Source organism: Streptomyces sp. NPDC037301, from assembly GCF_055602785.1.
Genome location: NZ_JBVJWD010000004.1, coordinates 260,227 through 278,131, shown reverse-complemented (window position 1 = coordinate 278,131; position 17,905 = coordinate 260,227). Strand labels below are relative to the sequence as shown.

The window sequence follows — 17,905 nt, the reverse complement described above, 5'->3', positions numbered from 1 at the left end:
CCCCGTGCCGAACTTCGAGATCACCACCGCAAGCGCCGACGACCTCACGATGCTGACCGAATGGGCCCACGCGGAGGGCTGGAATCCCGGCCTGACCGACCGCCACGCCTTCTTCGCCGCCGACCCGCGCGGCTTCCTGATCGGCCGGCTCGACGGCGAACCGGTCTCCTGCGTCTCCGTGGTCCGCTACGGCTCCGGCTTCGGGTTCCTCGGCTTCTACCTCACCCGTCCCGAGCTGCGCGGCCGGGGCTACGGCATCCAGCTGTGGCGGGCCGGCATGGCACGGCTGGACGGGCGCAACGTCGGGCTGGACGGCGTGGTGGAACAGCAGCCCAACTACCGTAAATCCGGCTTCCGTTCCGTATGGACGAACATGCGTTACGAGGGCCTGCCCCCCGCTGCCCCGACCGCCCCGCCCGGCACCGCTCTCGTCGACGCCCGCACCCTCCCCTTCGGCCAACTGGCCTCCTACGACCGCCGCTTCTTCCCCGCCGACCGCGACAGCTTCCTCGCAGCGTGGATCGCCGGGCCCGCACGCACCTCGCTCGCCGCCGTCCGCGACGGGGAGCTGCGGGGCCTCGCCGTGATGCGCCCCTGCCGCACGTCGTCCCGCATCGGCCCCGTGTACGCGGAGTCGGCCGAGGTGGCGGGCGCCCTGGTCGGCGCGCTCGTCGCCACCGACCCCGGCACCCCGGTGGCGATCGACGTACCCGACATCAACCCGGCCGCCGTGCACCTCGCGGAACAGCTGGGCCTCACCCCGTCGTTCGAGACCGCCCGGATGTACACGGGCCCGACACCGGACGTCGACCACGCCGGACTGTTCGGCATCACCAGCCTGGAGCTGGGCTGACCTGTCGTCCCTTCCGGCGGCTGCCGGGATCAGGAGGTGGCGCGGGGGCGGGTGCGCGAGGCCAGTACCGCTATGTCGTCCTCCGCACCCGGTCCGAACCGTTCGAGGACGTCGTCCAGCAGGTCCTCCAGGCTCCCGCCCGCGGGCAGGGTCAGTTCCCTGAGGCGGCCGACTGAGATGTCTATGTCCTCGCCGCGCCGCTCCACCAGACCGTCGGTGTACATGAACAGCACCGTGCCCGGCCCGAACTCCACCGGCGTCGTCCGGTACCCGCCGAAGCCGGTGCCCAGCGGCGGGCCCACCGGTACCTCGTCGCACACCCTGGTTCCCGCCTTCCCCGGGTCGATGAGCACCGGCGGCAGATGCCCGGCGCTCGCCACGTCGCACGCCCCGCCGAGCCGGTCGACGACGGCCAGCAGACAGGTCGCCGCCCGGTCCAGCCCGGACCGTTCGACCATCCGGTCCAGCTGTTCCAGGATGCGGTGCGGCGGCAGATCGTCGTCGGCGAGCATCCGCAGCAGCGAGCGGTAGTGGCTCATGGCGACCGCCGCCTCCACCCCGTGGCCCATCACATCGCCCATCGCCTTCAGATGCCGCCCGTCCCGCAGCGGGATGACGTCGAACCAGTCGCCGCCGACCATCACGCTCCGGTCGGCCGGCAGATAGCGGGTGGCGATCTCGATGTGCGGGTGCGGCGGGCGCGGCTCGGACAGCAGGGAGCGCTGCAGCTCCAGGGCGATGGTGTGCTCGTGGGCATACCGGCGGGCGTGGTCGAGATCGACGGCGGCCCGGCCGGCGAGTTCCCGGGCGACCACCACGTCCTCGTCCGTGAAGACCGGTGAGTCCCCCGCCCGGATCAGGCCGAGGACGCCGAGCGGACGGCCGCGTACGGCGAGGGGCACGATGACCGCCGAATGCATCCCCAGGGCACGGTAGGCCGCGACCCGTTCGGGGGCGGGGGCGGAGCGGGCGAGCTCTTCGTCGGTCGTGTGGTTCTCCACGACCGGCTGGTTGGCCGCCAGACAACGCTGGACGGCCGCGCCCTCCTGGTAGTCGACGTACTCACCGGTCAGTCCGAACCCCGGCAACTCGGCGCGCAGCCCGGCCACCGCCGTCAGCGCCGCTCTGCGCAGCCGCAGCACACCGGCGGGCGCGGGGCGCACCGGGGCGGCGACGTCGGGCGGGAACACCTCGACCGTGGCGAGGTCCGCCAGCCCCGGCACGACGAGGTCGACGAGTTCCGCGCAGGTCGTGTCCATGTCGAGCGTGGTGCCGATCCGGGCGGCCGCGGTGTCGATCATGGTCAGATGCCTCCGGGCCTGTTGCAGCTCGCGCCGTCCATTGTCCGAGGCCATGACCTCCAGCACGATCCCGGCCACGCCCACGATCCGCCCGCCGACCTCCAGCCGGTGGTACGCCCCGTGCCAGTACCGCCGGACCGAGCCCGCCGCGGCGGCGGTGACTCCGCTGGACGTGATCTCGCGGGGCTTCCCGTCGGCGAGCACGGCTCGCATCATGTCCTCGCCCACGTCGACTCCCGGGAGGACCTCGGAGACGGTGCGTCCGAGGTGTTCGGCGGCCGGAATGCCGTTGAGCCGTTCGAGGGCCGGGTTGACGTACAGATACCGCAGCCCCGTGTCGAGCACGCCCACCCCTGCCATGGTGCCGTCGACCAGAGCCGCCAGGGTCGTGGGGTCGAACGGCACCGCGCTGTCGGCGTACGCATCGGCCTGCACGTCAACCTCCTGGGACGGACACGGACGTCCCGCTGCCCGGCATTCAATCGTCGACCGCCCGCCCCCGCCGCGCATCCGCAGCCGGGCCCCGTCACGTCCTCATTCGCCGGACGGGCCCGGGCTTCCCCCTCGGTGCACGTGCGGCCCTCCGGCCCCCTCCGGCTTCCCGCGGGGCACCAGCAGCCCGGACGACCGCGCACGCCGCTGCCGCCGCCGCGCACACCGTGAAGCGTCCGCGAACCCGCTCACTCCCCGCGCGCGACCATCCCCAGCGCGGTGGCCGTGGCCGTGACGAAGACCGCTCCGAGCCCGCACGCGGCCACCGCGAGACCGGGCAGCAGCCCGCCGACACGGCCGCGCCCGGGTGTCCGCCGTACGCGGCAACGCCGACGTCATCGCCCTGCGCAACCTCGTAGCCGCCGAACTCCACCGCTTCCCGGAACTCGCCGGGGCATGACAGCACCACGGCGCCGCGGGTCACCACCCGGCCGTGGCCGACGCCCTGCGCAGCCTCGCGGAACGGGGCCGGCGGAACATCCCCGACCTCGAAACGGCGATCATTCAGCTGTACGCGCTACTGGTCTTCCCTCACATGGTCTTCAGCTCGTACGGAACAGCCCTCGACGACGCCACCACGGACCGTCTGATCACGAGCGGCGTCGACATGTTCCTGGGCCACTACGCCCCGGGGGCGGCGGCTCGCAGGCGGGGGCCTCAGGCGAGCGGGTGCGATGTCCGGCCGGACGCCTCGTCGATCTCGTCGTGCGCCTTCGTCAGCATCTTCATCGCCAGCTCATTGAGTGCTCTGGCTCCCGCGATCTCCTCGCCGACCCTCGGCTGATCCTTGTCGGAGGGGTGACGGCTCGCATATCCATGAGCCCGCACCTCGTTCCCGTCCGGAAGCCGCACCAGGGCGGCCGCACGGGTGCGGTGGGTGTCCTCCTCGAATTCCAGGTCCACATGCCACCCGACAGTTGTGTGCACCATGACGATCACCTCCCTACCAGGGTGCGCCCGTTCCCCCGCCCCTGCACCACGACACCTCCCCCACCGCCCGCTATAGGCTCCGCGTCGTGAGCGTCGACGTAGAGATCGTCCGTGAAGCGACTGGGGAGATCGTGGCCGCCTTCGCCCGGCTGTTGCCCCAACTGTCCTCGACCGCACGGCCGCTGGATCACGAGGCGGTCGACCGGCTGGTGCGGTGCGAGACGAACACGGTGCTCGTCGCTCGTGCCGCGGGCAGCGTCGTCGGAACACTGACGCTGCTTCTGCTTCCCGTGCCGACCGGGCTGCGGGCCCGTATCGAGGACGTCGTGGTCGACACCGAAGCGCGCGGGCAGGGGATCGTGGCCCTGCTGACACAGGAGGCGCTGACGCCGGCCCGGGAGGCGGGCGCGCGGACCGTCGACCTCACCTCCCGGCCGGACCGCGCCGCCGCGAACCGGCTGTACGAGCGTCTGGGCTTCCGGGCGAGGGAGTCGACGGTCTACCGATTCCCGATGGACGGCCCGGAGCTGCGCCCGGTCCGGGCGTAGTCCGGCCGGTCGAGGTCCAGCGGTCGAGGTCGAGGGTTCCACGCGTCGCCGCAGCGTCCGGCGGGAGCCGGAGTGCGGTCGCGACCGCCTCGGGGAGCGGGGCCAGGCCCAGCAGGCCGGTGGCGATCCGTGTCGTCAGCGCGTGCCAGGTCCGGGCCCGCCGGAGCATCGCGTGGTCGCTGCGCCGGATCGCGACCAGACAGGTGCGGGCACCGGCGCGGCGGGCGCGGCCGGTGAAGGACTGGGATGCCCGGGGGCTCGTGATGCGGTCGCGGGTGCTGTGCAGCAGGACGACATCGCGGCCGCCGAGTTGGGTGACCGGATCGTCGGCCAGACACCACGGGGCGAGACCGACCACCCCGCGTACCAGCGGATGACCGGCGGCGCGCAGGGCGGCGCGGGCGCCCATCGAGTGGCCGACCAGGACCACCGGGATCTCGCCGGCCTCGCGGCGCAGGGCGTCGAGGGCGGCTATGACGTCGTGGAAGGGGTCCTCGCGGGGGCCGTTCCAGCCGCGGTGGGTGTAGCGGGCGGTGCGTACGAGAACGTCCGTTGCACCGTCGCCCGTCGCCGCGGCGATGGCCCGCGCGAACGGGCGCATCCGCACGGCGGGCAGGTTCAGCGGGCCGGGCGGGGGCGGGCCCAGGCCCGTCTCCGCGCCGCCGTGCAGCAGGAACACGGCCGCGGACGGGCGGACGGCGGACGACGGTTCTGTCATATGTGCCTCCTGATGCGGGAGCCGGACCCGTAACGAGCATGCTGTACGGAACACGAACCGGAAGACTTCCGCAGTACCGGAGCACGGAGGAAACGACATGGGATCGTCACCACAACTCGGCCGTACCGTCCAGGACTTCACACTGCCGGGCGGTGCGCTGACCGGCGAGACGTATCAGCGCCGCGACTACACCCTCTCCGCCGCACGCGGCCGTGCCGTGGTCCTCGCGTTCTACCCGGGCGACAACACGACCGTGTGCACCAAGCAGCTCTGCTCGTACTCCTCGGGCGTGGAGACCTTCGGCGAGCTCGACGCGGAGGTCTGGGGAATCAGTCCACAGGGTGTGGACAGCCATGAGTCGTTCGCCCGCGCCCACGGGCTGCGGATGCCGCTGCTCGCGGACGCCGGACGGGAGATCGCCCGGGCGTACGGCGTCGCGGCGCCCGGGATCGGGGTGCGTCGTGCGGTCTTCCTCGTCGGGCCGGACGGCGTACTGCGCTGGAAGCATGTCGCCCTGCTCGGAGCCACGTTCCAGTCACTGGACACGCTGACCAAACACCTGTCCGGCATCAAAACTGCGTAAAAGATTGCCGGAACCCGGCAGTATCCGTTGCCGGGTGTGTATGGGATCATCCACCCAGTTCGACAGAAATGTTCGGGGGATTTCGCAGACCGGGGAGGGTGATCACATGACCGTGTTTCTCGGTCTCGGCATTGCGGGAATCGTTCTGCTCGCCCTGTCCCTGATCTTCGACGGCATCCTCGAAGGTCTCTTCGGAGGAGTACTGGACGGCCTCTTCGACGGCCTACTGTCCCTCCCCGTCATCGCCGGATTCCTCTCGATGCTCGGCTTCGGCGGCGCGATCGTGCTCGGCACCACCGGCGCCGGCACGGTCGTCGCAACCGCCGCCGGAGCGCTGGCCGGGATCGTCGCGGCCTGGCTGACCTGGAAGTTCAGCCGGTCCCTGATGCGGGACCAGAGCAGCGTCACACCGCGCGGCGACGATCTCGTCGGTACGTCCGGGTCGGTCGTCACGGCCATCCCGGCCGACGGTTACGGCGAGGTCCTGCTGCGACTCGCGGGGCAGACCGTGAAGTTGGCGGCGAAGAGCCCGGTGCCGGTCGAACGCGGCACCGAGATCTGGGTGGAGGCCGCGCTGTCGACCACCTCGGTCGCGGTCCGCCCCGTCGAGCGCTGACCACCGCCCGAGCCGATACACCGCCCGAAATCAAGCTGCCGTCCCCGCAGGGAGGCAGGGGGGACACTCTTATGAGCCCAGTCGTGACCGCAGTCATAGGAGTCGTCGTACTCCTGGTACTGCTCGCCCTCGTCGTCATCACCCGCTACAAGGTCGCCGGGCCCAGCGAGGCGTTCATCATCACGGGACGCCGCGGCAAGAAGTCGACCGACCCGGTGACCGGCCGCACCAGCATCGACAACAGCGGCCAGAAGGTCGTCGTCGGCGGCGGAGTCTTCGTCGTCCCGTTCGTCCAGCAGAAGTTCACCCTGGACCTGTCCAGCCGGCACATCCCGGTGGCCGTGCGCGGAGCCGTCACCCTGCGCGGTGTGAAGTCCCACCTCGAAGGCGTCGCGATCGTCAAGGTCGGTGGCAGCGAGGAAGCGATCCGGGCCGCGGCACAGCGATTCCTGCAGCAGCAGGACGGCATCGTCGGCTTCACCCAGGAGGTGCTCTCCGGCGCACTGCGCGCCATCGTGGGCCGGATGTCGGTCGAGGACATCATCCGCGACCGTGCCGCGTTCGCCGGCCAGGTCGCGGAGGAGGCCGAGGCCAGCCTCTCCGGGCAGGGCCTGATCCTGGACGCCTTCCAGATCCAGGACATCACCACCGAGGGCTCCTACCTCGAAGACCTCGGCCGCCCCGAGGCCGCCCGTGCCAAGCAGGAGGCGGACATCGCCGAGGCGATCGCCAAGCGCGCCTCCGAGCAGGCCCGGCTCAAGGCCGCCGAGGAGATCGCGATCGCCGAGCGGACCTTCTACCTCAAGCAGGCCGAGATCAAGGCCGAGACGGAAGCCGCCGCGGCCAAGGCCAATGCGGCGGGCCCGCTCGCCGAGGCGGCCCGCCAGCAGGAAGTCCTCGCGGAGCAGGAGAAGGTCGCCCAGCGCCAGGCCGCACTGACCGACCGCGAACTCGACACCAAGGTCCGCAAGCCCGCCGACGCCGCCCGCTACCAGGCAGAGCAGGAGGCCGAGGCCCGCCGGATCGCCCAGGTCAAGGAGGCCGAGGCGGACGCCGAGCGCTCCCGGCTGACCGGTCAGGGCGAGAAGCTGCACCGCTCGGCCCTCGCCGACGCCGTACGCATCGAGGGCGAGGCGGAAGCCGCGGCCATCGCGGCGAAGGGCGCGGCCGAGGCCGAGGCCATGCAGAAGAAGGCGGACGCCTTCGCCCGGTACGGCGACGCGGCCGTGCTCCAGATGCTGGTCGAGGTGCTGCCGCACGTCGTAGCCAAGGCGTCGGAGCCGCTGAGCGCCATCGACAAGATGACCGTGATCTCGACGGACGGCGCGAGCCAACTGTCGCGTACGGTCGCGGACAACGTCGCCCAGGGCATGGAACTCCTCAGCTCCACCACGGGAGTCGACCTGGCGTCCCTGCTGAAGAACCTCAAGGGCGGTGCGGCTGCCGCGCCTTCGGCCGATCTGCCCGACGCCGCCCCCGCCGCATCCGCCAACGGGAAGATCGAGATCACCGACTGACCCGGCCGCACCCCGCCCGTGCCCGGCCGGCACCGCACCGGCCGGGCACGCGCACGTCCGGACCGGTGGAGCCCGGCGTCAGTCCGCCAGATCCACCCGCACCGTCAGCAGGTTCGTGCCCAGGGCCCGCACCACGGCGCTGTTGTAGCGCGGCAGCCTCTTGAGCCGGGCGCGGGCGTCGTCCTCGGGAAGGGGGTGGGCGGTGCCGGTGTGCCACTGGCCCTTGATGCGGACCCGGACCCGGGGGTCGGCCTGGATGTTGCGTACGTACTGCGACTTCTCGCCGTACTCCGAGACCAGCCAGAACTCCTGGCCGACGCGGCTGCCGCCGACCGGGGTGCGGCGCGGTAGGCCGGAGGTGCGGCCCCTCGTCTCCAGGAGGGTCTGCGACCGCGACTGCCTGGCGAGCGGGTTGACGACATGCCGCTGGAACGACGTGACCGCCCGGAACTTGAGCTCTCGGCTGCGCGACATTCTCGGCCCTTCCGCCGGTTGCTGCGGTCGCCCGGAAGGTGGCCTCGGCCACACACCGGTCCGGGTGAGTTTAGTCATGGGCCCCGTCCCGCGCCCGTTCGCCGGAGGCGGCGGGAGCCTCCGGTTAAGGTAATGCGCAGCTAAAGAGATCACCAAGTACGTCAATGAACCGCCGTACCTTTCGGGAGGAAGCCATGGGAACCCACCGCACCACGCTGCCCGGAGTCGGTGTGCAGTACGACTACACGACCGAGTCGGGACAGCACATTTCCGTCGTCGTCCACCACGACGGGCGGCGGTTCATCGGCTTCTACGACCAGGACGATCCTGATTCGTGCCGGCTCTCGGTACCCCTGACACCGCAGGAGGCCACCGGCCTCGCGCACCTCATCGACTCCGCGCCGATCGACGCGGTACGGACCGAGGGCATCGATCTCGTCACCGAGCACATACCGCTCGGGACGCGCTCTCCGTACGGCGGGCGGCTGCTCGGGGACACCCGGGCGCGGACGCGGACGGGGGCCTCGATCGTGGCCGTGCTGCGGACGCACAGCGCGCATCCGTCGCCCGGGCCGGACTTCCGGCTGGCCATCGGGGACACGCTCGTTGTCGTGGGTACGCGTGAGGGTGTCGACGCGCTCTCCGAGATCATCGCGGAGGGCTGACCGTGCACGACACGACCGCGCTGCTGGTGGAGCTCGGCTCCGTCATCCTGGGACTCGGAATCATCGGGCGGTTCGCCGGGCGAATAGGGCTCTCGCCGATCCCGCTCTATCTGCTGGCGGGGCTCGCCTTCGGGGAGGGCGGGCTGCTGCCGCTCGGAGCCAGTGAGGAATTCACCGCCGTCGGCGCCGAGATCGGCGTCATTCTGCTGCTGCTCCTGCTCGGTCTCGAGTACAGCGCCTCGGAGCTGGTGACGAGTCTCAAGACGCAATATCCCTCCGGCGCCGTGGACTTCGTGCTCAACGCGACCCCGGGGGCGGTGGCGGCGCTGCTGCTCGGATGGGGGCCCGTGGGAGCCGTCGCACTGGCCGGTGTCACCTGGATCTCGTCGTCCGGGGTCATCGCGAAGGTGCTCACCGATCTGGGGCGGCTGGGGAACCGGGAGACGCCCGTCATCCTCGGTGTTCTGGTCATCGAGGACCTGTCGATGGCCGTCTATCTGCCGCTGCTCACCGCGATGCTCGCGGGCGTGGGCTTCGCCGGGGGCAGCATCGCGCTGCTCATCGCGCTCGGCACCGTCGGGTTCGTGCTCTATCTGGCGCTGCGGCACGGGCGGCTGATCAGCCGGGCCGTGTCCTCCGACAATCCGGAGATGCTGCTCCTGGTCGTGCTCGGACTGACCGTCCTGGTGGCCGGCGTGGCACAGGAATTGCAGGTCTCCGCGGCCGTCGGGGCGTTCCTGGTCGGTATCGCGCTCTCGGGCGAGGTCGCCGAGGGAGCGCGCAAGCTGCTGACGCCGCTGCGGGATCTGTTCGCCGCCGTCTTCTTCGTGTTCTTCGGACTCTCCACCGATCCGGCCGAGATTCCGCCGGTACTGCTTCCGGCGGCGCTGCTGGCCGTCGTCACCGTCCTCACCAAGATCGGCACCGGGTGGTACGCGGCCCGGCGGGCCGGGATCGGTTCGCGCGGGCGGTGGCGGGCCGGCGGAACGCTCGTCGCACGCGGCGAGTTCTCCATCGTCATCGCAGGCCTGGCCGTGGCGACCGAGCCCCGTATCGGGCCCATCGCCACCGCGTACGTCCTCATCCTCGTCATCGTCGGACCGCTCACCGCCCGCTGGACCCAGCCGGCTGTGGCCCGGATCCAGGCGTGGCGGAACCGGGACGGCAAGGACGGGACACGGGCCGGTGAAGTTCCCGCGGCCCGTCCGGCGCCCGCCGCGCAGGAGGAGTTCGTCTCCTCCGCCGACTGAGAGCCTGTCGGGTGACCTCTGATCGGGCGGCCACCCGACGGGCTCTGAGGTCAGACGTCGTGGTGGGCGGGGAGGTCGGACGTCCAGCCCAGCGGGTACCCGTCCGGGCCGTCCCCCGGCACGGGCGGTTCGCCGCCGGCCACGGCGAACGCGGTCAGCGCGTCGATCAGGGCGCTGCGCTGCTCCGGGGCGAGGCGTTCGACGATCGCGACGATCTCCCGGCGGCGGCCCGCCGTGACCTCCTCGACCAGCCGGCGGCCCTCGGAGGTCACCCGCAGCACCGTCTCGCGGCGGTTGGCGGGGTTCACCTCCCGCTCCGCGAGACCGGCGGCGATCAACCGGTCCAGCATGCGCATCGCGGTCGACGGGTTCACCCCGAGCCGTTCGGCGAGCGTCACCAGCTTGGCGTTCCTGTTCGTGGACAGCACGACAAGGAGCCGGAACTGGGGCAGCGTCACCCTGTCCTCCACCGCCGCAAGCGAACGCGCGGAGACGGCGACGAGAAGCCTGGAAGCCGTCAGTACGGCGCGCGTCACCTCGTCGACGTCATCGTCCCCGCCCCGGTCCGGGGGTCGGTCCTCACGTGTCTGTTCGTGCGCGGCCACGCCTCTTTGTACCGCGCCGGCCGGTGGTACTCGAATCGGTACGCGCCTTCGCGCGCCGGGCGCCCAGAAACGTTTGGACTGTGCAACGTTTGCATAGGGGCGTGGACGGCTGCCGGCGCGCCGGCGAGCCGGTCCCCTTCGTACGGCTCATAGCGGGGTCGCCGCGTGCAGGATCCGCACCAGCGTCACCGCCGCGTTGAGCGACGAAAGCGCCGAGACCACCGTGCCCGCCGTCGCGACGAGTGCCGCCAGGGCGGCATGGGCGGACGACGGGGGCCACAGCCGGGCCTGCGGAACCGGGGCGAGCAGCGCCGCCACCCGGCGCGGTATGGGGCCCGCCACCGAAGCGGAGCTCGCGAAGGCGGCGAAGCCGACCGAGGCGTCCGGGGCCCGGTGCGAGAACAGCGCCGCCTTGCCGACCGCGACCGCCACCACACGCCGGTCGCCGACCGCACGTGCGGCCTCCTCGTCCGCCCATCGTTCGGTGCTGAACGCCACCGCCGTGCGCAACGGCAGCAGGAACGGGTTGGCGCGCGCCGCGAGTTGGGCGGCCAGCAGATAGCGGTGGTGCCGGGCGGCCAGATGGGCCCGCTCATGGGCGATCAGGGCCCGGCGCTCACGGGCGTCCAGACACCGGGTCATCGCGGTCGAGACGACGACCCGGCCCGGGTTGCCGGGCAGCGCATAGGCGTACGGCTCCGGGTCCGGGAGCACGGCGACATCGTCCGAGGTGACGGAAGGCGCGGCGGACAGGGCGCGGCCGGCACGGATACGCAGCCGCACATGGCGGTACACCGTCCACCCGCACGCCCCGATCAGCGCCGCCAGCACGCCGATCGCGACGATGCCCGCGTTCACCTCGTACGGCACCGCGTCCCGCACCTGGGGGTCCGACCAGCTGTCCGGCAGTGGATTGCCCGGGAGCTGGGCCGTACCGACCACCACCAGCAGGCCCAGACACAGCGTGCTGCACAGAGCGAGCAGCGTGCCGACGACGGCGAGCAGCCTGGTCGCGCTGCGGGGGTGCAGATGCTGTTCGGCGAGGCGCGCGATCGGCAGTGCGGTCAGCGGCAGCACGAGCGGCAGATAGACGAAGACACCCATCGGACCGCTATCGGCCTTCCGTGCCGAGGGGGTCATCCGGGTCGTCCGGGGCAGCCGCGCGGGCCAGGAGCGCGCGCAGCCGTTCCTCGTCACCGGGGGACAGGGCCGAGATGAAGTGGGCGAGCACGGCGTCCCGGTCCCGCTCGCCGTCAAGTACGCGGCGCATCCGCAGAGCCGCGAGACCGGCCTCGTCGGAGGCGGATGTCCAGGTGTAGGAGCGGCCCTCGCGGGACCTGGTCACGGCGTTCTTCGCGTAGAGGCGGGAGAGGATCGTGATGACGGTGGTGTACGCGAGGTCGCCGTCGAGATGTTCCTGCACCCAGCCGGCCGTCGCGGGGCCGTTCGCCGAGTGCAGTACGGCGAGGACCTGGGCCTCCAGTTCGCCCTGCCCGCGCCTGCGGAGCCGCCGGCTGTCGGGACGTACGGGATCGGGGCTCACGGCGTCGGGCACTTCCTCGTGGGGCGGCTCGTTGTCCGGGTGGTGGCCGGGCCTGGCCGAGTCCATCTGGGGTCCGCCCTTCTGCGATACCGCGTCAGCCGCGGCGTCGCAGCATCCTACTTACCGACGCTTCCGGGACACAGCGGGCGCCCGTCCTGCTAACTTCTACACGTCTGTAGAGTTGGAATTCATTCCGGCAACACAACGCAACGCAACGTATGGAGACGTCATGGCACTGTGGGATCGGATCAAGGAATCCGCTTCGTCGATGCAGTCGCAGCTGGAAGCGAAGAAGAACGACCTGAAGAGCGGCGCGTTCCGTGACGCGAGCATGGCCATGTGCGCCCTGGTCGCGGCGGCCGACGGTTCCATCGACCCGTCCGAGCGCCAGCGTGTCGCCTCGCTGATCGCCTCCAACGAAGTTCTGCAGAACTTCCCGGCGGACGATCTGCAGCGCCGCTTCAACGACTACGTGAACAAGCTCACCGCCGACTTCGCCTTCGGCAAGGTCAGCGTGCTCCAGGAGATCGGCAAGGCGAAGAAGAAGCCTGCCGAGGCGCGTGCCGTCATCCAGATCGGCATCGTCATCGGCGGCGCCGACGGCGACTTCGACAAGACGGAGCAGGCCGTCGTCCGGGAGGCGTGCTTCGCGCTCGACCTCCCGCCGCACGAGTTCGACCTCTGAGCCTCCCCCTGCTCGAAGGACCGGCTCCGCCCGGTCCCACCCCATACCGCCGGAACGACGGACCGACTGACCACCGGTCCGCGCCCGGCAGGCCGGAGGTGTGCTACTCCCCCGATGCACACCTCCGGCCACCCCCTTCCGAGACCCCGCAGCACGCATCAGCGTCGCGTCACGGGTGCGAGCTCTCGCGTCAAGTGCGCGTCAGGGCCGTACCGTCTCCCCTCGCGTACGGGCATAACGTGATGGGTGCAGCACCCATGCACCCGGGCCCGTCGAGGAGGCACACCATGTCCGACCGCAGCGGAACGGACGACCCCGAACCTCTTGAACCCGGCCCGGCCGGACCGCTTTTCGTCCCCGTCCGGCCGGGACCGGCCGGTTGCCCCACCGGATGGACGGCACGGTTCTTCTGTACGCCGCTGGGCGACCGCACAGCCGTCGGTTTCACCTCCGCGCACCGGCTCGCCACCACCCTGGGCGACGGTCAGCCCTGGATCAGGCTCTCCGAACCGGCCCTGCGCGCGCTCGGCATGCCACTCGGTGTCACCGCCCTCACCATCGATCCCCAACTGACCGCGCAGGCCCCCGGACGGGCCGGCGCCGCTGCGGCCGGGGCCCGTCGACGCAGCCCGTATCCGAGGTCCGAGACCACCGCCGGCACCCGGTGCGGGCGTTGAGGAAGAGGCGGAAGGGCCACGGCCCCCGCGAATGAGGTCACGGACCCCGCAGGTGGGGCGTCGGTGCGGGCCGGGTCACGCGGGTCACACCTCCTTGGCCGGCCAGTCCAGCAGCCGGGCGCCGATGACCGCCGTCTGCAGGGTGTAGCGGTGCACCGGGTCGGACGGATCGGAACCGGTCAGCTGATGGATCCGCTCCAGCCGGTACGTGAGCGCCCGCACGCTCAGTGACAGCCGACGGGCCGTCTCGGCGGACACACAGCCCGCGTCGAAGTAGACGGTGAGCGTCTTCAGAAGGGGTTCGGCGCCGCCGCGCGCCTGCTGAAGGGGGCCCAGCTGACTGCGCACCAGATCTGCCATCGCCTGCCGGTCCCGGGTCAGCACCGGGTAGACCAGCAGGTCGGCGGCGTACAGCACCGGATCGTCCAGATCCATCCGTTCCGCGAGACCGAGCGCGTCGAGCGCCTCGTCGTACGACTGGACGACGCCTCCGGGGCCCGGGTGCGCGCGGCCGACGGCGACCCGGCCGCCGTCCGTCGCCGCGTGCGACTGCTTGGCGAAATACCGCAGGACATCGGGCTGGCTGCCGGGGGCGATACAGACCAGCCGCCCGTCCTTCGTCGTGATCAGGATCTTCCGGCCGCTGAAGCGCGTGAGCAGCGCCGCCTCGACCGTGCGCGGCACGGAGTCGGTCTCCGTGTACGCCTCCGGGCCCGTCGCCACCGCGACCGCGTGGGCGCGCGAGAGGCGCAGCCCGAACCGGGTGGCCCGCTCGGCGAGCCGGCCCAGATCGCTGCGCCCGTACAGCAGATCGTCGATGAACTCGCGGCGCGCCGCCTCCTCGCGCCGAACGGTGAGCCGCTGGGCCCGCTCGAAGCCCGCGGCGAAGGCGTCGACGGCCTGTTCGACCGCGGCCAGTACGGAGTCGGCGGACGCGTCATCGGCAGAGGCGGCCTGCGGCCAGGCGGTGCGGGTCGCCGCGAGATGGAGGCCGACCAGGGCGCGCAGCTGGAATCCGGCCTCGGCCGCCTCCCGGCCCAGGAGCCGGCGGGTGTCCAGCTCGTCCCGGGTCAGCCGACGGCCGGTGGCGGCGACATCGGCCAGAATGCGGGCGTAGTCCCCCAGATACTCGTCGGAAATCTCCGGCTCCGGCACGCACACTCCTCAAGTCCTGACGCGACGTTGACACTCACCCAACGCATACCGGCCAGTGCCGGTGCCCGGCATCAAGGACGTACAAAGATTGCCGGACTCCGGCAGTGCGATACATGGCCCCGAGTGACACGATCGATCAGCACCAACCGGGGGAACACGGGGGATACGGGGGAAGACCCGGCTGCTGCGGCACCGCTCTGTGCGGTACCGCAGCACCGGGGTCACCACCGGACCGCCCGCAAGGAACAGGGGGCGGACCGATGCAGGAGTTCCTGAGTGCGGCGACCGCCTTTCCAGCCGTCCTGTTCGGCGCCGCGCTGGGTGTCGTCGTCTTCTTCTGGCTCCTCGTGCTGGCCGGTGCGGCCGACCACCACTCCTTCGACGGAGACCTCGACACCGACATGGCCGGGATCGGCGGGGTGCCGGTCACCGTCTCGATGTCCGTGATGGTCGTCGTCGGCTGGTTCACGAGCCTGACCGGTACGGTCCTGCTGCACCGCAGCGGTGCCACCGGCATCACCCGCGCGTGGCTCGCCTGTGCCGTGTTCGCCGGGGCGCTGCTGATCGCCTGGGCCGTGATGCGGGTGCTGGTGCGCCTGGTGCGCCGGCGTTTCCCGGACGAGCCCCCTCCGTCGCGACAGGACTTCCTCGGCCGGGTCTGCACGATCCGTACCGGTTCCGTCAGCTCCGACTTCGGTCAGGCCGAGGTCGCGGCGGCCGACGGTTCCACCGCGACCGTCCAGGTCAGGCTGCTCGGCCCGGCGGATGACGCGGTTCTCACCTCGGGCAGTGCGGGGCTTCTGTACGCGTACGACGACGAGGGCGAGTTCTTCTGGGTCTCGCCGTACGACAAGGCGCTGGACCCGGGACCACCGAAGCCGCGCACGAACCCGCGCCCGGATGCGCGCCGGACTCCGCGTCGCTCCGGCTGACCCTCCCGCCCGTCGCAGCCGCATCGCCGAAACCACCCGGCCGCCCTGCCGCCCGGCAACCGGGGCGGAAACCTCTGACCTCTCCACCTTCCTCACCAGCCGCCAAGGACTGTCATGGATGCCATCACCCTGGGCTTCGGTGTGCTCGTAGCCGTTGTCCTGCTCATCGCCGTCGCCCTGCTTCTCGTCATCAGCCGGCTCTTCCGCAAGGTGGAACAGGGCAAGGCCCTGATCATCTCCAAGACCAAGAAGGTCGATGTCACCTTCACCGGGGCCGTCGTCCTGCCGGTGCTGCACAAGGCCGAGTACATGGACATCTCGGTGAAGACCATCGAGATCCGGCGCACCGGGCGCGAGGGCCTGATCTGCCAGGACAACATCCGCGCCGACATCCACATCAACTTCTTCGTACGTGTCAACAAGACCGTCGAGGACGTCATCAAGGTCGCCCAGTCCATCGGTACGGAGCGGGCCAGCGACAAGGTCGCGATCCAGGACTTCTTCGCCGCGAAGTTCGCCGAGGCGCTCAAGACCGTGGGCAAGCAGCTGGACTTCGTCGATCTGTACACCAAGCGCGAGGAGTTCCGGGACCGGATCATCCGGGTCATCGGTACGGACCTGAACGGCTATCACCTCGACGACGCCGCGATCGACTTCCTTGAGCAGACGCCCATGACGCAGCTCGACGGCGCCAACATCCTCGACGCACAGGGCATCCGCAAGATCACCGAGCTGACGGCGATCGAGCACGTACGCACCAACGAGTACCAGCGCACCGAGCAGAAGGAGATCACCCGGCAGAACGTCGACGCCCGCGAGACCATTCTGGAGCTGGAGCGCCGGCAGGCCGAGGCCGAGATCAAGCAGCGCCGCGAGGTCGAGACGCTGCGGGCCCGGGAGGAGGCCGCGACCGCCCGGGTCCAGGAGGAGGAACGGCTCGGCGCCCAGACCGCGTTCATCCGTACCGAGGAGCAGCTCGGCATCCAGCGCGAGAACCAGGCCCGGGAGATCGCCGTCGCGCAGAAGAACCGTGAGCGTGTCATCGCCGTGGAGAACGAGCGCATCGAGAAGGACCGGCTGATCGAGGTCATCGGCCGCGAGCGGCAGACCGAACTCAACCGGATCGCCGCGACGAAGGAGGTCGAGGCCGAGCGCCGCGAGGTCGCCGATGTGATCCGGGAGCGGATCGCCGTGGACCGTACGGTCGCCGAGCAGGAGGAGTCCATCAAGACCCTGCGGGCCGTCGAGGAATCGGAGCGCACCCGGAGGTCGGTCATCATCGCCGCCGAGGCGGAGGCCCAGGAGAAGCTGGTCAAGGACATCAAGGCCGCGGAGGCCGCGGAGGCCGCGGCCACCCACCTGGCCGCCGAGCAGCTGACGCTCGCCGAGGCCCGGCTGAAGACCGCGGACCTGGACGCCCAGGCGAAGCTGCGGCTGGCCGAGGGCATCCAGGCAGAGTCCGCGGCGCCCGGACTCGCCGAGATTCAGGTACGTGAAGCGGAGGCCGACGTCATCGAGAAGGCCGGTCTCGCCGAGGCCGAGGCCGCGTCCGCCCGTCTCAGGGCCGAGGCGGAGGGGGCCAGGCTCAAGGCGCTCGCGGCGGCGGAGGGTACGCAGGCCCAGGCGACGGCCGACGCGGCGATGATCGGCGAGAAGCTGAAGGCCGAGGCGGCGGGGCTCACCGAGAAGGCGGCCGCGATGGCGGCGCTGGACGACGCGTCGCGCGGGCACGAGGAGTACCGGCTGCGGCTCGCCGCGGAGAAGGAGATCCGGCTGGCCGGGCTCGATGTGCAGCGGCAGGTCGCCGAGGCGCAGGCGACGGTACTGGCGACGGGTCTGGAGAACGCCGACATCGACATCGTCGGCGGGGAGTCGGTCTTCTTCGACCGGCTCGTCTCGTCCATCTCGATGGGCAAGAGCTTCGACGGGTTCGTCGAGAACTCGGACACGGCGAAGGCGCTTGCGGGGCCGTGGCTGAACGGCACGTCGTCGTTCACGGACGATCTGACGCGGGTGCTGGGGTCGGTGTCGACGGGGGACGTGCAGAACCTGACGGTGTCGGCGCTGCTGATGCGGATGATGCGGGCGCCGGGGGCGGGGGTTGCGCCGGGACAGGTGCAGCAACTGCTGACCGCGGCACAGGAGTTGGGTCTCGCGGATGTGCCGGTTTCGGCGGTGACGGGGGCGTCCGACGTACCCGCTTCACGGAATGGGTCGCCGGTCGCATAGAGCGGACCTCGATCGCCGGACGGGCAGGACGGATCAAGCCCGTCGAGGGGGTCCCCCCATGCCCTTAAGGCTATGGGGGAGATCGAGGACACGGCCCGTCAGCGGGACGCAGCCGAACCGCACACCTCGTAG

The 17,905-nt window shown here is 71.1% G+C and carries 18 protein-coding genes and 2 pseudogenes; 12 read left to right on the top strand and 8 right to left on the bottom strand.

From position 1 onward, the window contains the following. Positions 1 to 4 precede the first annotated feature (4 nt). A complete protein-coding gene (locus tag ACZ7IB_RS10030) occupies positions 5 to 853 on the top strand; it encodes a GNAT family N-acetyltransferase (RefSeq protein WP_470910945.1) in 849 nt (282 codons plus the stop codon). A 29-nt stretch (positions 854 to 882) separates the two neighbouring features. On the opposite strand, the gene ACZ7IB_RS10025 is transcribed toward ACZ7IB_RS10030, so the two are convergent. Continuing rightward, complete coding sequence (locus ACZ7IB_RS10025) at positions 883 to 2,589, bottom strand: SpoIIE family protein phosphatase (protein WP_470910942.1); 1,707 nt, start codon at positions 2,587 to 2,589, stop codon at positions 883 to 885. Positions 2,590 to 3,064: 475 nt separating this feature from the next. On the opposite strand from ACZ7IB_RS10025, the pseudogene ACZ7IB_RS10020 reads away from it, so the two are divergent. After that, positions 3,065 to 3,265: pseudogene (locus ACZ7IB_RS10020) on the top strand (TetR/AcrR family transcriptional regulator C-terminal domain-containing protein); the annotation flags it as partial. A 38-nt stretch (positions 3,266 to 3,303) separates the two neighbouring features. Here ACZ7IB_RS10020 and ACZ7IB_RS10015 read toward each other — a convergent pair. Next, the gene (locus ACZ7IB_RS10015; protein WP_470910940.1) at positions 3,304 to 3,576 is read right to left on the bottom strand and encodes a DUF1876 domain-containing protein; all 273 of its coding nucleotides are present in this window, start codon (positions 3,574 to 3,576) and stop codon (positions 3,304 to 3,306) included. Positions 3,577 to 3,662: 86 nt separating this feature from the next. Between ACZ7IB_RS10015 and ACZ7IB_RS10010 the strand changes: the two are divergent. Continuing rightward, positions 3,663 to 4,094: pseudogene (locus ACZ7IB_RS10010) on the top strand (GNAT family N-acetyltransferase); the annotation flags it as partial. On the opposite strand, the gene ACZ7IB_RS10005 reads toward ACZ7IB_RS10010, so the two are convergent. Then, positions 4,000 to 4,842 carry an alpha/beta hydrolase gene (locus ACZ7IB_RS10005; RefSeq protein WP_470910938.1) on the bottom strand — a complete coding sequence of 281 codons (843 nt, stop codon included), beginning with the start codon at positions 4,840 to 4,842 and terminating at the stop codon, positions 4,000 to 4,002. The pseudogene ACZ7IB_RS10010 and the gene ACZ7IB_RS10005 sit on opposite strands and share 95 nt — an antisense overlap. 97 nt (positions 4,843 to 4,939) lie before the next feature. On the opposite strand from ACZ7IB_RS10005, the gene ACZ7IB_RS10000 reads away from it, so the two are divergent. The 3 genes from ACZ7IB_RS10000 (at position 4,940) to ACZ7IB_RS09990 (ending at position 7,558) form a co-directional block, all read left to right on the top strand. Continuing rightward, a complete protein-coding gene (locus ACZ7IB_RS10000; protein ID WP_470910937.1) occupies positions 4,940 to 5,425 on the top strand; it encodes a peroxiredoxin family protein in 486 nt (161 codons plus the stop codon). Positions 5,426 to 5,531: 106 nt separating this feature from the next. Next, a complete protein-coding gene (locus tag ACZ7IB_RS09995) occupies positions 5,532 to 6,041 on the top strand; it encodes a hypothetical protein (protein WP_470910936.1) in 510 nt (169 codons plus the stop codon). Positions 6,042 to 6,112: 71 nt separating this feature from the next. Next, on the top strand, positions 6,113 to 7,558 hold the full coding sequence (locus ACZ7IB_RS09990) for a flotillin family protein (protein WP_470910935.1): 1,446 nt from the start codon (positions 6,113 to 6,115) through the stop codon (positions 7,556 to 7,558). A gap of 78 nt (positions 7,559 to 7,636) precedes the next feature. On the opposite strand, the gene ACZ7IB_RS09985 is transcribed toward ACZ7IB_RS09990, so the two are convergent. Beyond that, entirely contained in the window at positions 7,637 to 8,032 is a 396-nt protein-coding gene (locus tag ACZ7IB_RS09985) for a nitroreductase/quinone reductase family protein (RefSeq protein ID WP_470910932.1), read from the bottom strand. 194 nt (positions 8,033 to 8,226) lie between these two features. Between ACZ7IB_RS09985 and ACZ7IB_RS09980 the strand changes: the two genes are divergently transcribed. Both ACZ7IB_RS09980 and ACZ7IB_RS09975 read left to right on the top strand, forming a co-directional pair. Beyond that, positions 8,227 to 8,697, top strand: a complete 471-nt coding sequence (locus ACZ7IB_RS09980) for a cation:proton antiporter regulatory subunit (protein ID WP_114245401.1) — start codon at positions 8,227 to 8,229, stop codon at positions 8,695 to 8,697. A gap of 2 nt (positions 8,698 to 8,699) precedes the next feature. Next, the gene (locus ACZ7IB_RS09975; protein ID WP_470910928.1) at positions 8,700 to 9,947 is read left to right on the top strand and encodes a cation:proton antiporter; all 1,248 of its coding nucleotides are present in this window, start codon (positions 8,700 to 8,702) and stop codon (positions 9,945 to 9,947) included. A gap of 50 nt (positions 9,948 to 9,997) precedes the next feature. On the opposite strand, the gene ACZ7IB_RS09970 is transcribed toward ACZ7IB_RS09975, so the two are convergent. The 3 genes from ACZ7IB_RS09970 to ACZ7IB_RS09960 form a co-directional block, all read right to left on the bottom strand. Further along, complete coding sequence (locus tag ACZ7IB_RS09970) at positions 9,998 to 10,552, bottom strand: MarR family winged helix-turn-helix transcriptional regulator (protein WP_470910927.1); 555 nt, start codon at positions 10,550 to 10,552, stop codon at positions 9,998 to 10,000. Between the two features lie 147 nt (positions 10,553 to 10,699). Beyond that, positions 10,700 to 11,656, bottom strand: a complete 957-nt coding sequence (locus ACZ7IB_RS09965) for a M56 family metallopeptidase (protein WP_470910925.1) — start codon at positions 11,654 to 11,656, stop codon at positions 10,700 to 10,702. 7 nt (positions 11,657 to 11,663) lie between these two features. After that, positions 11,664 to 12,161, bottom strand: coding sequence for a BlaI/MecI/CopY family transcriptional regulator (locus tag ACZ7IB_RS09960; RefSeq protein WP_470910922.1), 498 nt, complete (start codon positions 12,159 to 12,161; stop codon positions 11,664 to 11,666). A 163-nt stretch (positions 12,162 to 12,324) separates the two neighbouring features. On the opposite strand from ACZ7IB_RS09960, the gene ACZ7IB_RS09955 reads away from it, so the two are divergent. Together ACZ7IB_RS09955 and ACZ7IB_RS09950 are read left to right on the top strand one after the other, a co-directional pair. After that, entirely contained in the window at positions 12,325 to 12,780 is a 456-nt protein-coding gene (locus tag ACZ7IB_RS09955; protein ID WP_383959408.1) for a tellurite resistance TerB family protein, read from the top strand. Between the two features lie 287 nt (positions 12,781 to 13,067). Beyond that, positions 13,068 to 13,457, top strand: a complete 390-nt coding sequence (locus tag ACZ7IB_RS09950; RefSeq protein ID WP_470910921.1) for an SAV_915 family protein — start codon at positions 13,068 to 13,070, stop codon at positions 13,455 to 13,457. Between the two features lie 84 nt (positions 13,458 to 13,541). Here the strand turns inward: ACZ7IB_RS09950 and ACZ7IB_RS09945 are convergent, their stop codons facing one another. Further along, complete coding sequence (locus ACZ7IB_RS09945) at positions 13,542 to 14,612, bottom strand: PucR family transcriptional regulator (RefSeq protein ID WP_470910920.1); 1,071 nt, start codon at positions 14,610 to 14,612, stop codon at positions 13,542 to 13,544. Positions 14,613 to 14,872: 260 nt separating this feature from the next. On the opposite strand from ACZ7IB_RS09945, the gene ACZ7IB_RS09940 reads away from it, so the two are divergent. After that, positions 14,873 to 15,544, top strand: coding sequence for a hypothetical protein (locus tag ACZ7IB_RS09940; protein ID WP_470910918.1), 672 nt, complete (start codon positions 14,873 to 14,875; stop codon positions 15,542 to 15,544). A 114-nt stretch (positions 15,545 to 15,658) separates the two neighbouring features. Next, positions 15,659 to 17,773, top strand: coding sequence for a flotillin family protein (locus ACZ7IB_RS09935; protein WP_470910917.1), 2,115 nt, complete (start codon positions 15,659 to 15,661; stop codon positions 17,771 to 17,773). Positions 17,774 to 17,905 lie beyond the last annotated feature (132 nt).

What these genes read in the sequence shown, in the direction of transcription:
- ACZ7IB_RS10015 (WP_470910940.1), bottom strand. Translation starts at nt 3,576, where the DNA reads ATGGTGCACACAACTGTCGGGTGGCATGTGGACCTGGAATTCGAGGAG.
- ACZ7IB_RS10005 (WP_470910938.1), bottom strand. Translation starts at nt 4,842, where the DNA reads ATGACAGAACCGTCGTCCGCCGTCCGCCCGTCCGCGGCCGTGTTCCTG.
- ACZ7IB_RS10000 (WP_470910937.1), top strand. Translation starts at nt 4,940, where the DNA reads ATGGGATCGTCACCACAACTCGGCCGTACCGTCCAGGACTTCACACTG.
- ACZ7IB_RS09995 (WP_470910936.1), top strand. Translation starts at nt 5,532, where the DNA reads ATGACCGTGTTTCTCGGTCTCGGCATTGCGGGAATCGTTCTGCTCGCC.
- ACZ7IB_RS09990 (WP_470910935.1), top strand. Translation starts at nt 6,113, where the DNA reads ATGAGCCCAGTCGTGACCGCAGTCATAGGAGTCGTCGTACTCCTGGTA.
- ACZ7IB_RS09985 (WP_470910932.1), bottom strand. Translation starts at nt 8,032, where the DNA reads ATGTCGCGCAGCCGAGAGCTCAAGTTCCGGGCGGTCACGTCGTTCCAG.
- ACZ7IB_RS09980 (WP_114245401.1), top strand. Translation starts at nt 8,227, where the DNA reads ATGGGAACCCACCGCACCACGCTGCCCGGAGTCGGTGTGCAGTACGAC.
- ACZ7IB_RS09965 (WP_470910925.1), bottom strand. Translation starts at nt 11,656, where the DNA reads ATGGGTGTCTTCGTCTATCTGCCGCTCGTGCTGCCGCTGACCGCACTG.
- ACZ7IB_RS09960 (WP_470910922.1), bottom strand. Translation starts at nt 12,161, where the DNA reads ATGGACTCGGCCAGGCCCGGCCACCACCCGGACAACGAGCCGCCCCAC.
- ACZ7IB_RS09955 (WP_383959408.1), top strand. Translation starts at nt 12,325, where the DNA reads ATGGCACTGTGGGATCGGATCAAGGAATCCGCTTCGTCGATGCAGTCG.
- ACZ7IB_RS09950 (WP_470910921.1), top strand. Translation starts at nt 13,068, where the DNA reads ATGTCCGACCGCAGCGGAACGGACGACCCCGAACCTCTTGAACCCGGC.
- ACZ7IB_RS09940 (WP_470910918.1), top strand. Translation starts at nt 14,873, where the DNA reads ATGCAGGAGTTCCTGAGTGCGGCGACCGCCTTTCCAGCCGTCCTGTTC.
- ACZ7IB_RS09935 (WP_470910917.1), top strand. Translation starts at nt 15,659, where the DNA reads ATGGATGCCATCACCCTGGGCTTCGGTGTGCTCGTAGCCGTTGTCCTG.